The sequence below is a fragment of the Marinobacter maritimus genome (genome assembly GCF_007671675.1).
Classification (GTDB): domain Bacteria; phylum Pseudomonadota; class Gammaproteobacteria; order Pseudomonadales; family Oleiphilaceae; genus Marinobacter; species Marinobacter maritimus.
Genome location: NZ_VCGW01000001.1, coordinates 1483143 through 1496429 on the forward strand (window position 1 = coordinate 1483143; position 13287 = coordinate 1496429).

The 13287-nt window shown below is 52.8% G+C and carries 11 protein-coding genes and 2 tRNA genes; 7 read left to right on the forward strand and 6 right to left on the reverse strand.

From position 1 onward, the window contains the following. Positions 1-18: 18 nt before the first annotated feature. A complete protein-coding gene (gene fadB, locus FFI90_RS06780) occupies positions 19-2166 on the reverse strand; it encodes a fatty acid oxidation complex subunit alpha FadB (protein WP_144777100.1) in 2148 nt (715 codons plus the stop codon). Positions 2167-2591: 425 nt separating this feature from the next. On the opposite strand from fadB, the gene FFI90_RS06785 reads away from it, so the two are divergent. Both FFI90_RS06785 and FFI90_RS06790 read left to right on the forward strand, forming a co-directional pair. After that, on the forward strand, positions 2592-3407 hold the full coding sequence (locus FFI90_RS06785; RefSeq protein ID WP_144777101.1) for a hypothetical protein: 816 nt from the start codon (positions 2592-2594) through the stop codon (positions 3405-3407). Positions 3408-3482: 75 nt separating this feature from the next. Continuing rightward, positions 3483-3914 carry a universal stress protein gene (locus FFI90_RS06790; protein ID WP_144777102.1) on the forward strand — a complete coding sequence of 144 codons (432 nt, stop codon included), beginning with the start codon at positions 3483-3485 and terminating at the stop codon, positions 3912-3914. Between the two features lie 85 nt (positions 3915-3999). On the opposite strand, the gene FFI90_RS06795 is transcribed toward FFI90_RS06790, so the two are convergent. The 4 genes from FFI90_RS06795 to FFI90_RS06810 all read right to left on the reverse strand — a co-directional run bounded on the left by FFI90_RS06795 (position 4000) and on the right by FFI90_RS06810 (position 7610). Beyond that, positions 4000-5952, reverse strand: coding sequence for an ATP-binding cassette domain-containing protein (locus FFI90_RS06795; RefSeq protein ID WP_144777103.1), 1953 nt, complete (start codon positions 5950-5952; stop codon positions 4000-4002). A gap of 8 nt (positions 5953-5960) precedes the next feature. Further along, entirely contained in the window at positions 5961-6755 is a 795-nt protein-coding gene (locus tag FFI90_RS06800; RefSeq protein WP_186317923.1) for an MOSC domain-containing protein, read from the reverse strand. Between the two features lie 98 nt (positions 6756-6853). Then, positions 6854-6929: transfer RNA gene (locus tag FFI90_RS06805), tRNA-Gly, on the reverse strand. A gap of 78 nt (positions 6930-7007) precedes the next feature. Further along, the gene (locus FFI90_RS06810; protein ID WP_144777105.1) at positions 7008-7610 is read right to left on the reverse strand and encodes a DUF924 family protein; all 603 of its coding nucleotides are present in this window, start codon (positions 7608-7610) and stop codon (positions 7008-7010) included. Positions 7611-7711: 101 nt separating this feature from the next. On the opposite strand from FFI90_RS06810, the gene FFI90_RS06815 reads away from it, so the two are divergent. The 3 genes from FFI90_RS06815 to FFI90_RS06825 all read left to right on the forward strand — a co-directional run bounded on the left by FFI90_RS06815 (position 7712) and on the right by FFI90_RS06825 (position 9170). Continuing rightward, the gene (locus FFI90_RS06815; protein ID WP_144777106.1) at positions 7712-8083 is read left to right on the forward strand and encodes a sirohydrochlorin chelatase; all 372 of its coding nucleotides are present in this window, start codon (positions 7712-7714) and stop codon (positions 8081-8083) included. A 17-nt stretch (positions 8084-8100) separates the two neighbouring features. After that, positions 8101-9003, forward strand: coding sequence for a TIGR01777 family oxidoreductase (locus FFI90_RS06820; protein WP_144777107.1), 903 nt, complete (start codon positions 8101-8103; stop codon positions 9001-9003). Positions 9004-9094: 91 nt separating this feature from the next. After that, positions 9095-9170 (forward strand) — tRNA-Glu (locus FFI90_RS06825). Between the two features lie 70 nt (positions 9171-9240). Here FFI90_RS06825 and ccoM read toward each other — a convergent pair. Then, positions 9241-9396, reverse strand: coding sequence for a cytochrome c oxidase subunit CcoM (ccoM, locus tag FFI90_RS20100; RefSeq protein WP_186317924.1), 156 nt, complete (start codon positions 9394-9396; stop codon positions 9241-9243). 245 nt (positions 9397-9641) lie between these two features. Here ccoM and FFI90_RS06830 point away from each other — a divergent pair, with 245 nt between their 5' ends. Then, positions 9642-12059 carry a bifunctional diguanylate cyclase/phosphodiesterase gene (locus FFI90_RS06830; protein WP_144777108.1) on the forward strand — a complete coding sequence of 806 codons (2418 nt, stop codon included), beginning with the start codon at positions 9642-9644 and terminating at the stop codon, positions 12057-12059. Positions 12060-12080: 21 nt separating this feature from the next. After that, positions 12081-13268 (forward strand): acetate kinase, encoded by a 1188-nt coding sequence (locus tag FFI90_RS06835; protein WP_144777109.1) that lies wholly within the window; start codon positions 12081-12083, stop codon positions 13266-13268. Positions 13269-13287: the final 19 nt, after the last annotated feature.

The following is a 13287-nucleotide window of genomic DNA, read 5'->3' on the forward strand; positions in this document are numbered from 1 at the left end:
CGGAAATCTCGTTCAGGGTTAGCCAAAGAACTTTTCGCCAGTTTTGGCCATTTCACGCAGCTTCTCAGTCGGGTGGTACAAAGGACCGAGGTCTGCGAACTTGTCTGCCAGTTCTACGAACTTGTCTGCGCCCATATCATCGATATAACGCAGGGCACCGCCGCGGAACGGCGGGAAGCCGATACCGAAGATCAGACCCATATCGGCATCAGCCGGGTCTGCAACAATGCCGTCTTCCAGGCAGCGAACGGTTTCAAGGCACAGGGGAATCATCATGCGAGCAATGATATCCTCGTCACTGAAATCGTTCTTACCCTGAACAACAGGCTCAATCAGCTTGTAGGTTTCTTCATCGACAACCTTCTTCTGTTTGCCCTTGCGGTCCAGTTCGTACTTGTAGAAGCCCTTATCGTTCTTCTGACCGTAACGATCGTTCTCGAACATCACTTCAACAGCGGACTTGTAGTCTGCCTTCATACGCTCCGGGAAACCCTCAGCCATTACTTCGTTGGCGTGCTTTGCGGTATCCATGCCAACCACGTCAAGCAGGTAGGCAGGCCCCATCGGCCAACCAAACTTCTCCATGACTTTGTCAACTTTCTGGAAGTCGGCACCGTCACGAACCAAGCCGGAGAACCCACCGAAATAAGGGAACAGAACGCGGTTAACCAGGAAGCCCGGGCAATCGTTTACAACAATCGGGGTCTTGCCCATCGCCTTTGCGTAAGCAACGGTTGTTGCAATAGCTCGATCACTTGTCTTCTTGCCGCGGATAACCTCAACCAGCGGCATCATGGGAACCGGGTTGAAGAAGTGCATGCCACAGAAGTTTTCCGGACGCTTGAGGTTTTTGGCCAGAAGATCGATAGAAATAGTCGATGTGTTGGACGTCAGAATGGCGTCATCGCGGGTCATCTCTTCAACTTCACGCAGAACCGCGTCTTTTACCTTGGGATTCTCAACAACAGCTTCAACAACCAGATCTACGTTCTTGAAGTCACCGTAGTTCAGGGTTGGCGTAATGCTGTTAAGAACATCAGCCATCTGCCCCGCATTCATGCGACCTTTATCAACACGCTTTGCCAGCTGCTTCTTGGCTTCTTTGAGGCCCAGCGCAATGCCGTCCTGGTTGATGTCCTTCATGATGATTGGCGTGCCTTTCAGTGCAGACTGATAAGCAATACCACCACCCATGATTCCGGCGCCCAGTACAGCGGCCAGTTTCACTTCAGACGCTTCTTTTTCCCACGCCTTGGCTTTCTTCTTCAGTTCTTGATCGTTCAGGAACAAGCCCACAAGGCAAGCAGCCACGTTCGTCTTCGCCATTTTGGCAAAGCCTTTGGCCTCTACTTCAATCGCCTTGTCGCGGGTCAAGCCAGCGTGCTTCTGCATTACCTTGATCGCTTCTACCGGTGCAGGGTAGTTCTTACCCGCTTTACCACCGACAAATGCTTTGGAGATCTCGAACGCCATCATGCTTTCCATGGCATTCAGCTTGATCTTGCCTTTCTTCTCTTCACGGCGCGCTTCGTAATCGAGCTTGCCTTCATTGCACTGATTGATAATGGCCACCGCAGCCTCAACCAGTTTTGCAGGCTCAACGACCGCGTCTACTGCGCCAGTTTTCAGCGCTGCGTCGGCACGATTTTCAGCGCCACCACATATCCATTCAACGGCGTTGTCCACGCCCACCAGGCGGGACAAGCGAACGGTTCCGCCAAAACCAGGGAAAATGCCCAGCTTCACTTCCGGCAGACCAACCTTAGCCTTGGGAGCCATAACCCGGTAGTCCGTAGCCAGGCACATTTCGAAACCGCCACCCAGAGCGATTCCGTTAATAGCCGTTACTGTCGGGAACGGTAGGTCCTCAACCGCACTGAAAATGGCATTGGCTCGGAGGTTGTTGGCTACCAGATCTTCTTCAGAACCGGCAAACAGGTCGGTGAACTCGTTAATATCGGCACCAACAATGAAACTGTCTTTGGAGCTGGTCACGACCAGACCCTTGAGTTTCTTCTGTGCTTTAAGTGCATCAGTCGCGGCGTGGAGCTCTTCAATAGTAAGACGGTTGAACTTGTTTACCGACTCGCCTTGCAAGTCGAAGTCCAACTGAGCGATCCCGCCTTCGATCTCTTTAACCGTGATGGCTTTACCTTCGTAAATCATCAACTGATCTCCAGTCTGTGTTTGGAACTGCCTTCAACTCTGGCCTGAACTCAAACGCGAGTTGCCAGAGCTGTTCATGCAGCGAGATTTCGGTCACTGCCCGATTAATCGACTTAAAAATTCATACAGCCGTTTGAATCGTTAGGGCACACGATGAGAAAAAACAACACGTTTGTCAATTTGTTTCTTTCTTGCCGCCGCCATATGGCCAACATTCCGATGTTTTTTTAGCGCATAGCCCCTATTTTTCAGGCAACTACGAGTACTACAGAGAAAAAACTTGAACTTCATCACGCAAATTTCAAAAATGTTTACATTTCCCCGGGCCAACACCTGCAAAACCGCTTGATTGGCCAGAGAAGTTACTTTACCTTCGATCTACGACTTTGGTACACAATAATAAACGCATCACGGAGACTCATCCGATGAAGACCACCCGCCTGCGGACGCATTCCCTGGTCTCTGCACTGCTAATATTTATGCTCACATCCATGAGTGTCCGAGCGCAGGACGCTGACGATTTCCTGGCTCAGCTTCACAGCTTTCGTGTCAGCAATTACATTTCTCTTGATGCCTACTACCGATTCATCGGAAGCGGCACTACCACTACCCTCAACGAGATCGTAGCAGGTATCAACACCGCCAACGACGCCATGAATCTGCTCGCAAAAAGTACGAGTGGCGTTTTGACAGCGGAACAGATTGAAGCGCTCAACGGCGAGTTCGACAAGTTCAAGGCCTTGATGCGTGACAACATCAATGATGTGCGCAATACCGGTTACCCGGACTTGCGGCTGGTTTCCGATATGGCCAACCAGGCTCTGACCATGAACGATTCAGCAACAGAGCTGTACCAGATTGCCCAGGAAAACTCCCAGACAGAGACCAGTCCGCGGCTGGAAGCGGCCCGAATGGGCGCCGTAAAGATTGCCCAGATGATGGCGAAATACTCCGTTCGAACCAACTCATCCGTTGCCCAGACGTTTCAGGGCTCATCTACTGAGGCGCCTCTTGACGAGCAGGCAAGAGAGTTTGACCAACTATTGGCGATTGTTGCTAAAGGCAAAAGCGACGATGAGCTGGATGTCATTCTGAAGGACGTCGCGGCCAAATGGCAGTTCATTCGCGGCTCTTACATCAATTACAACGAAAACAATGTTGGCTTTGTAATCGACAGGTACTCCAAACGGATCCTTGAGAGCCTGACCACGGTTATCGGACTGCTTCAGCAAACGGCCTGAGAACCCAGGTACCTCTTTCCCCGGACTGGTTCGCGTATTATGCTGTAACAAAGCCTGAACACAAAGGAGTTAGGGATGTCTGCATACAAGAAAATGCTTGTCGCCATAGATCTTACGGAAGAAGCGCCACAGGTTCTGGATAAGGCCAGAGCGATGTGTGATGCGCATGGGGCAAATCTGGTTCTGATTCACGTTGTAGAGCCTGTGGGCTACGCCTACGGTGGTGATATCCCCATGGACCTGACAGAGCTACAGGATCAGCTTGATAAAGCCGCCCGCGAGCAGCTTGCTGCCTACGGTGATCAGTATGGTGTCGATAAGACCAATCAGATTGTGACTGTAGGTCGGCCGGAGTCTGAAATCCACCGCCTGGTGAAAGAACAGGAGGCGGACCTGGTGATTGTGGGAAGCCATGGCAGAAAGGGGTTCCAGCTACTTCTGGGCTCAACTGCCAACGGTGTTCTACATGGAACCGAATGCGACGTTCTGGCAATCCGGATCCGCTGATAGCTTCCGTTAATAAAGATTCCGGATAAAACGAGCCCGGGGCACATTCATTCTGCCACCAGGCTTGTTTTTATCTGCAGGAAGTTTAGCTCAGTGCCTGCTCCTCAAGCTCCATCCAACGCGCTATTACTTTCTCAAGGCGCGCTTCCTTTTTCTCAAGCTCGTCCAATGTCGATGCGACCTCTTCGGGCGTTCCGGAATAAAAATCCGCTGCCGAGATACGCCCCTGGATGCTGGCGACTTCCTGCTCAAGCGTTTCTATCTGCCCTGGCAACTGCTCAAGCTCGAGCTTTAACTTGTAGCTCAGTTTGACCGGTTTAGCCTGGCTCTTTGATTCGCTGGGAGCATCCTTTTTTACCGAGCTGTTCTTTTTTCCGCCGCCACTGTGTTTACCAGACTTCGCCGCTTTATCATGCCTGTCGGGACGCGCGCCGCTTGCCTCGGACGGAAAGCAACCGCCCTGTCGGCGCCAGTCGCTATAACCTCCAACGTATTCAAAGACGCTTCCTGAACCATCCAGAAAAACGGTTTCCGTTACCACATTATCCAGAAACTCGCGGTCGTGGCTGATAACAATCACGGTGCCGGCAAATTCAGCAAGCTGCTCTTCAAGCAGTTCGAGTGTTTCAACATCCAGATCGTTTGTTGGCTCATCGAGCACCAGAATATTTGCGGGCTTACTAAACAGCTTGGCCAGCAAAAGCCTCGCCCTCTCACCGCCCGAAAATACACTCACTGGAGACCGCGCCCGCTCCGGTGTAAACAAAAACTCCTGCAAATATCCGAGCACATGCTTACTCTGGCCGTTAATATCAATAAACTCACGCCCTTCAGACAGGTTATCAAGGGCATTACGGCTCAGGTCCAGCTCACCACGAAGCTGATCAAAGTAGGCCACTTTGAGGTTGGTTCCGAGGCGAATAACCCCCTCTGTGGGTTGGAGATCTCCCAGAAGCAATCGCACCAGCGTGGTTTTGCCCGTTCCGTTTTCTCCCACAAGGCCGATTTTGTCGCCCCTGAACACGGTCAGGTCCATATCGCGGATGATCGGCGTTCCATCAGGATAAGCAAAACCGGCATCAACAGTCTCAACTACGAGCTTGCCAGAGCGCGTCGCATCCTCCACTGCAAAGGTCGCCGTTCCGCCGCGGACACGACGCTGTCGGTGCTCTTCCCTCATCGCTTTAAGCGCCCTCACCCGTCCCATATTGCGAGTACGGCGCGCCTTGATACCCTGGCGAATCCAGGTTTCTTCCTGTTTCAGGCGCTTGTCAAAAAGCGCGTTCTCCCGCTCCTCTTCTTCAAGCGCCTTTTCCTTGAGCTCCAGATATCGGTCGTAAGAGGCGGCAAAACTGACCAGTTTACCGCGATCCAGCTCCACCACCCGGGTGGCCATACGCCTTATAAATGCACGGTCGTGGCTCACGAAAAGCATCGCCCCACGGAAGGCTGCAAGCGCCTCCTCAAGCCATGCAATCGCGGGCACATCAAGGTGGTTGGTCGGCTCATCCAGTAACAGAATATCAGGCTCTCCTACGAGAGCTCTGGCCAGCAACACCCGGCGCTGCCAACCTCCAGAGAGCGTGTTGAGTTGCTGATCCGGATCTATACCGTACTGCGCCAGAATCGCTGTAACCTTCTGATCAAGTCGCCAGCCATCAAGCGCTTCGATGCGCTCCTGCACTTTCATCATCCGGTCAAGGCTGGCTTCATCGACCTGCTGCGTCAAAGCATGAAACTCTGTCAACAGCATGCCGGTTTCAGGAAACGCGCCAGCTACCACCTCATAAGCCGTCCTGGAATCGTCCGATGGAAGGTTCTGTGGCAATACGGCCAACACAGCCCCATCCTCAAGGCGCACTTTGCCGCCATCAGGCACCACCTCACCACTGACAATTTTTAGCAGGGTTGATTTGCCCTCACCGTTGCGTCCCAACAAACATACCCGCTCTCCGGCATCGATATTGAGAGACGCTTGATCCAGTAGTGGGTGCATCCCGAAGGCCAGGGAAATCGAGTCCAGCGTTAACAGTGGCACGTTGCGTTCTACTCCGATTCAATAACAGTGACGGAATCATCCACGTGGATAACTCCCGGTGATTCGTGAATTGCGTTCTGGCCGAAAATCACACCATCGGCCGTTCTGCGATAGCTTGAGAGTGTCCTCAGTGGTTGCAGGCCAGGGTCTTTTACCCCGGTATCCGGATCAACGGTTGTCAGAACACAGCGGGAGCAGGGCTTTACAATATCAAACTGCAGCCCTCCCACTTCAAGCTTGCGCCAATGGTCTTCCTCCCACGGCGCAGAGCCCTCAACAACGATATTGGGCCGAAATCTGCGCATATCCACCGGTACGTCAAGGTGCCCGTTCAGCTCTTCCAGTGACGCCAGATTAGTGATTAAAAGGGGGAACCCATCGGCAAAACCTACACGACGGTATTCGCTTACACGTCCGGCATCAACGCGCCGGAACGACGAATCTGGCATGTAGACAAAGCACACGTCTTTACCACAAAAACGGCTCAACGCCTGATTGGCAACAGACTCCCCTACCTGAGCCATTACCCAGTCGCGCCAGACCAGCACTCGCGTTTCCTCGTCCGTTGCCTTCAGCGTGAAATTACCCTCGCCAGGAATATGGACGCTGACACCATTCTCCACAAAAGATACAGAAACCTTCGCCAGTTCAGGAAAGGCTCTTTGGGTAATAAAGTTCCGATCCGCATCAACGATCATCCAGCGCCGGTCACCTTTTGGGCCGAAGTCATCCATTCCAAACAATGAAACCTGAATGCCAGCGAGAGATTTGACCGGGTAAACGTGGAGGGAAAGGATTTTCACAAGGCGCATCTCCGGAGAAGAGTGTTTATGTTGGCGAGGCGACCCAGTATAACAAAAACAAAAAACCCGACCTCTTACGAGGCCGGGCTTCCGGAATCTGGAGCGGGAAACGAGATTCGAACTCGCGACCCCGACCTTGGCAAGGTCGTGCTCTACCAACTGAGCTATTCCCGCAGTGTTGACCAGCTTGTGCCGACAACGGAACAGTATTCTACGCATCCCGCCCCTTTCGTCAACCTCATTTCCAAAATTTTATTGCCCGAAACGGCGGGCAGTACCCAGATATTCCTTTTCCTCTTCGGTAGATGAACGCCCGATAGCCTGGTTTCTATGGGGAAAACGACCAAAACGCTCGATGATCTCCTGGTGATCCTGTGCAGATTGCAAAAAGCTCTTCAACAAGTCTTGGAGCATCCCCGAAGTAGACGCGACCAACTGCTCGTAACACTCAACGGAGAGAGCCTGATCTTCAATTCGCTCAGAGTGCTCCAAGGGCATGTAGATGAACGCCCTTTGGATCGGTGGAAGCGCCATATCATGACCCTTGCGCATGGCTTCTTTGCAAAGTTTGCTCGCCAGCTTGTCCTGCTCAAAGGCGAGCGTGCCGCCTCGAAATATATTTCTGGAGAACTGATCAAGCAGTACTATTTCGGCAAGACTGCCGCCGGCCGCCTTGCGCCAGTGATCAAGCCCCTGCTCAGAGGCAAACAGGACCATGGAAAGAAATCGACGTCGAATTTCCTGATCAAACCTCTTGCTTGAGCGAAACCAGCGGTTGCGATGAAGCCTGTCAGGCAATCCGTGCTCATCAAGATCTCCAAACCAGAAATCCAGAATCTCTTTCCAATCGAACATTACAGAACACCCTGTTATCTTGATTAACGGGACTGGAGAGAATACCGGCCCACAGCAATTTTTACGACAGGCACCCTCTAAACGATTATCCGGGAGCATTAATGAACAGCCGCCGCATTATTCTTTTAGCACATGGTAGCAGTGACAAACGCTGGCGTGACACATTCGAATCCCTTGCAGAGCCGACTCTGGAGGCTGTCAGTAATTCCAGAATCGCTTATATGGAGTTGGCTGAACCATCGCTGGACACAGTTATTCGAGAAGGGGTTGCTGAAGGTGCACGTGAATTTACCGTCGTACCTTTGTTTCTGGCAGCCGGGCGTCACCTGCGAAAAGATGTGCCAGCCATGATAGAGGCGCTGGAGCGATCTACCGGAGCCAGCATCGAGCTTTCCCCACCTATTGGAGAAAATCCTCTATTAGGGCAAGCCATCAAGGATGTTGTTGCTCTCCAGCTTGGCCAGAGCACCTAACAATAGGAAATACAGCCATGAACAAGCGCGTACTGATTACTGGCGGCACCGGATTTATTGGCCATGTGCTCTGCCGCGAGATGCTGACACGAGGCTATGAACTGACAGTGCTGAGCAGGCAGCCTGCAGATAAGGTACGCGCTCTGTGCGGCAAGGTAGATGTCATCTCTGACCTCGAAAGCCTGAGATCTCACTCTGGTTACGAGGCCGTGATCAATCTCGCAGGCGAAGGCATCGCTGAAAAACGCTGGACCGATCAGCGAAAACAGGTGTTGCGGGATAGCCGCATAGGCCTTACCAACAGCCTCACAGAGATCGTTGCCAGCTGGGCCAAGCCGCCAAAGGTTTTGGTTTCGGGGTCTGCGGTTGGTTTCTATGGTGATCAAGGCAGCACTCTGGTTACTGAAGAAACGCCGCCCCATGATGAATTCAGCCACCGGCTGTGCAGGGACTGGGAAGACGCTGCCGTCAAGCTAAGATCCCTTCCTGTGCGCGTATGCCTGTCCAGAACAGGCGTTGTGGCGGGTCCCGGGGGCGGCTTTCTGCAGCGTATGGTTCTGCCTTTCAAGCTCGGACTGGGCGGGCGCATAGGTGATGGCCATCAATACATGCCCTGGGTTCACCGCGATGACGTTGTGGCTGCGCTTATCTGGATGCTGGAGACCCCTGAAGCCTCGGGCGCATACAATGTGGTGAGCCCCAATCCGGCGACAAACCGGGAATTCACACGCTGCCTGGCAAGTGTGCTCAAACGGCCAGCAATATTCCCGGCACCTGCACCGGTACTTAAAGTAGCGCTCGGAGAAATGTCACGCCTCTTACTGACAGGCCAGCGCGCCGTTCCCGCAAGGTTGACCGATTCCGGATTCAGGTTTCGCTACCCTGCACTCGAGATGGCACTCGAAGAGGCCGCAGGCTAAAACGCTCTTTTTTCAATAAAAGCGTTGACAGGTGAGGGAGGCTTTCTTAATATACGCGCCACCTCGACGAGGCACGGTTTTAAAGCGTTGCGTCCCCTTCGTCTAGTGGCCTAGGACTCCGCCCTTTCACGGCGGCAACAGGGGTTCGAACCCCCTAGGGGACGCCATTTTTGCCTTTCAGATTTTCGAATCCTGAAGCAAAAATCTTTTTAACTGTAAAAGTTCAAAGCAGCCTTTTCAGGCCGCTTTCTTGCCCGCTTCCATATCTTTCTTTTGCTGTTTATTTCCATGCGCCTTTTGATCGCGCATCACGAATATCCCCACGCCAACAAAAAATAGGACCACCAGTACAACTGTTGCAATTCCAGCGACTACGACTGCGTCCATATACATAATTTTTCTCCTTCCCAATATCAAACTTGATTAAGCTCAGGTTACGGCACCGCTAAATACCGATATTGATCTGTGTCAATGGACGACATCACTCTTGAAACCGAAACATCGGGCAAACACCGAGGCATCACATTTCACCAGTCTTTTCATGTATTTTCAGGGAATTTAGTACGCGGGGCTGTTATAGTTCCCTACTGATAGGCTGTCAGCATTTATCAACCGGTCCGGGTGGCTGAAGTTACAACATGCCGAAATTACCGACGCGTCTTCAACGTTTTCGCAAGGGCTCTCCCCTCTCCTTCAGGTTGCTTGCCTGGATACTTCTGTTCAGCTCGGTTTTCACCCTGATCGCTTCTGCTATTCAGATCTATTCCGACTATCGCAAAGATCTCTCCCAGATTGACAGCCGCATGCAGGTCGTAGAGTCCGGATATGCCTCCAGTCTTGCCAGAAGTCTCTGGGCCCTTGATCAGAAACTGCTCCAAACCCAAATGGAGGGCATTCTCAGTCTTCCCGACATTGTTCATCTACGGCTGGGCATTGAACCCGACTCCGAATTGGTCATGGGCGAAATCCCCCGGGGAGCCAACACCCAGTCACACAAGTTCGATCTGATTCACCAGGGCGATGACGCGTTCAAGCTTGGCGAGCTCACAGTAACAGCAGATCTGGATCGCATTTATCAAAACCTGAAGGTAAAGGTTGGCATTATCATGGCCACCCAGTTCCTCAAGACCTTTTTCGTATCCATATTGATCATATGGGTGTTCCAGCACTTTGTTACTCGCCACCTTACGGCGATGGCGAATTACGCCAAAGACTTCTCCCTGGCAAATCTCAGCACACCACTCACACTCGATCGCCCGGATACGCCTTCACACCGCAACGATGAAATCGGGCGAGTAACCGAAGCGTTTAACCAGATGCGCGAACGATTAAACGACGACATGGTGCGCCAGGAACGAGATGCAGCGGAAATCCACAAATTCTCCAAAGCCATTGAGCAAAGCCCCTCTTCCGTTGTTATCTGCGATCGTCAGTGGCGGGTCGAGTTCGCCAACCACAAATTCACACAGCTCACGGGGTATGACTCGAAATCCATAGTCGGCCGGCACCCCGGTGCGTTAAACGACAACCATGCGGAAAACCGCGAAAACCGCCATTTGTGGCAATCCATCAGGTTGCAGGTTCAGCGTGTTGGCGTCTGGCAGGGTGAAGTTAACAGCGTAAGACGCAATGGTGAGCGGTTCTGGGAGCAGCTGATCGTAACGCCGATAAAGGATGCGGCAGGTGAAACCACAGGCCACCTCATACTTGGCGAGGACATCAGTATTCGCAAGCGCTATGAGCAGCAACTTTTGCGTCAGGCCAATTACGACATCCTGACCGGCCTGCCTAACCGCATGCTTGCTCTGGACCGACTTAAACTGGCCCTGGCGCAGGCCAGACGCGAGAACTCTATGGTTGGCGTCATGTTTCTTGACCTTGACAACTTCAAGCATATCAACGATACGCTGGGCCATGACGCTGGAGACAACCTGTTGATTGAAGCAGCCCGGAGAATCTCCAGCTGCCTGCGCGGAACCAGCACGGTGGCACGACTGGGAGGCGACGAATTTCTTGTTATACTGCCAGGCCTTACTGGCCCGGAATCGTCCTCGCAGGTTGCGGAACGAATTTTGGAGAACTTTTCTCCGGCCTACTCGCTGAACGGCCAGGAAGTGTTCGTCAGCACCAGTATTGGCATTGCCATTTTCCCGACAGATTCCGACAACAGCGGCACCCTGCTCCAACACGCGGACGCCGCCATGTATCAGGCTAAACACCAGGGCAAAAGCTCCTACGCGCACTTCACTCCGGAAATGTCCGAAGTGTCCCATGAACGCCTGCAAATGGAATCCCGCATGCGGCGGGCGCTCGAATTACAGGAGATGGAGCTCTACTTCCAGCCAATTGTGGATACAGAAACCGGCACCCTGCACGCTGTAGAGGCACTCCTACGCTGGAACAATCCGGTTATGGGTATGATTATGCCTGATCGGTTTATACCGCTGGCCGAAGAGACGGGCCTTATTCTCCCCATTGGTGAATGGGTACTTGAGCAAGCTTGCCGTGCAGCAACCGAATGGACAGCGATAACCGGTCAGGACATTGGCATATCCGTTAACGTGTCTCCGCGTCAGTTCCGCGACCCCAATTTCACCAAAGCGGTGATGAACGCCCTCTCAAGCAACGACCTCGCCCCCGAAAGGCTGGAGCTCGAAATAACAGAGCGCCTGCTTCTTGATAATTCAATAGAAACTGCAGAGATTCTCAGGGAGCTTGACCGTGCAGGAGTACGCCTGTCCGTCGATGACTTTGGCACCGGCTACTCAGCACTGAGCTACCTCAAGAGCTACCCCTTCGATACGCTCAAGATTGATAAAACCTTCGTTCAGGATGTTATGAAAGAGCCTGAGGACGCGGCCCTTGTGCGCGCAATTATCAATATGGCTCACAGCCTGGGGCTGACGATAATAGCCGAAGGCGTTGAGGATGAGGCGCAAACCCACTTCCTGAAACAGGAGGGCTGTGATTTCGCCCAAGGCTATTTTTACAGCCACCCACTCCCTGCCGGAGAGTTTACTGAGTGGCTAAGAATTCATCATCGGTTACCAATCTGATATTCAGGGAACGGTAGAGTCATGAAACAAATCATTCTTGTTGTTAACTGCGGCAGCTCGTCGTTAAAGCTCGCCCTGTTCGACGAAAATGAGAACAAGCTCGCATCGGCGCTGGCAGAGCGCCTGAACCGCAACGATGCATTTGCCAAAATTGACGATGACAATCGCACTGTTGTACTCCCGAATGGCGCCAACCACAAACAAGCTCTGCAGGCACTGGTTTCGACGCTGCGTGAACGGCACCTGATGCCTGGCACTCCCACGTCTATTGGTCACCGCGTGGTTCATGGCGGAGAAACCTTCCGCGAAGCGATTCTGATCGATAACGATGTGGTAAAGGCTATCGAGGACTGCGCCAGTCTGGCCCCCCTCCACAATCCGGTCGCCCTTGCCGGAATTGAAGCAACTCTTGAGCAATTTCCCGATATTCCTCAGATTGCCGTATTCGACACCGCGTATCACCAAACTCTTGCGCCGCGCGCGTACCTCTACGCATTGCCAGAATCCTACTACCGGGACTGGAGCGTGCGGCGCTATGGATTCCACGGCATCAGCCACTTTTTTATGGCGAATGAGGCAGCAAGGCGGCTTGATAAATCGCCGGCAACCACATCAATCATCTCCGCCCATCTTGGAAACGGCTGTAGCATAACGGCGATCAAGGATGGTCTGAGCGTCGATACCAGCATGGGGCTAACACCTCTTGAAGGGCTGGTCATGGGAACCCGAAGTGGTGATATCGACCCGAGTATTTTCAGCTACCTCTGCTCACGAGGAATGTCGCTGAGCGAAGTAGACCGGGCACTTAATCACGAGAGTGGTCTTCTTGGGATTTCAGGGCAAACCAACGACATGCGTTCCTTATGTGAGCTGGCCGACCAAGGCCATGAGCCTTCGGCGCTTGCCATCGAGATATTTTGCTTCCGCCTGGCCAAATACGTCGGTGCGATGATGGCTTCCCTAAGCTGCCTGGATGCATTGGTATTCACTGGAGGCATTGGAGAGAACAGCAGCCGTGTAAGGGAGAAAACGCTGAGCCACTTGGCGCTTCTGGGATTTAATATGGATGCCGATATGAACGCGCATCATGGCAGATACAGTGACGGCAGAATAGACGATGCCGCTTCCCGATTCCCGGTCCTGATTATCCCGACCAACGAAGAGCTTGTTATCGCTCGCGAAGCCGCTCGTCTGGCTGCCATTTCGTAAAGAACTACTCAAGAAACCA